Below are 569 nucleotides of genomic sequence, written 5' to 3'. Positions count from 1 at the left end.
TGCTTCCCGCCGCCCCCTACTTCCCGCTGTCCTCGGCGAGCGTGTGCGCGACGAGGGCGTTGGCGTGGCCGTGGCCCAGTCCGTGTTCGGTCTTGAGCCAGGTGACGAGTTCCATGTGCTTGGCGAGCGGCGAGGAGCGGATCAGTTCCTTCCACTCCGCGATCGGCCGGCCGTACTTCTTCTCGATCGACGGGAAGTAGGAGGCGGGGCCCTTCACGGTGCTGGTCATGTCGGTGCGGTCCCATCCGTGCGTGTGGCGGCGGTCTGTGCCCTGTATGACCGCGACCGGCGCGTGAAGTGATCGCCCGCCGGGCGTGACCTGCGTCACCCCGCCCCCCTTGATCAAGTGAAGCGGATCACTCCGCTTCCCTATTGGTTGAAGCTTGAACTTCTTTGGCGTAGCGTCGTCCTCGTCAACGGCTTCCGTGCCGCACCGCGCGGGACCGACACACGCACCGAGGAAGTTCACGCATGTCTCTCGTTCTTGACCCCGCCGCCCAGGACCTGCTGTTCCGCGAGGCCCGCACCGCCAACACCTTCACCGACGAGCCGGTGACCGACGAGCAGGT

Annotated in this window: 1 protein-coding gene and 1 pseudogene; one reads left to right on the top strand and one right to left on the bottom strand. The window is 66.4% G+C overall.

What is annotated here, in order from left to right:
• Nucleotides 1-16: 16 nt before the first annotated feature.
• Nucleotides 17-229, bottom strand: a complete 213-nt coding sequence (locus tag GTW67_RS03835; protein ID WP_161163372.1) for a DUF4287 domain-containing protein — start codon at nucleotides 227-229, stop codon at nucleotides 17-19.
• A gap of 242 nt (nucleotides 230-471) precedes the next feature.
• Here GTW67_RS03835 and GTW67_RS03830 point away from each other — a divergent pair.
• A pseudogene (locus tag GTW67_RS03830) lies at nucleotides 472-569 on the top strand (malonic semialdehyde reductase); the annotation flags it as partial.

This window comes from Streptomyces sp. SID5910, assembly GCF_009862125.1.
In the GTDB taxonomy this organism is placed as follows: domain Bacteria; phylum Actinomycetota; class Actinomycetes; order Streptomycetales; family Streptomycetaceae; genus Streptomyces.
Note: the sequence above shows the minus strand (reverse complement) of the source record. Positions and strands in the feature narration are given on the sequence as shown.

What these genes read in the sequence shown, in the direction of transcription:
- GTW67_RS03835 (WP_161163372.1), bottom strand. Translation starts at nt 229, where the DNA reads ATGACCAGCACCGTGAAGGGCCCCGCCTCCTACTTCCCGTCGATCGAG.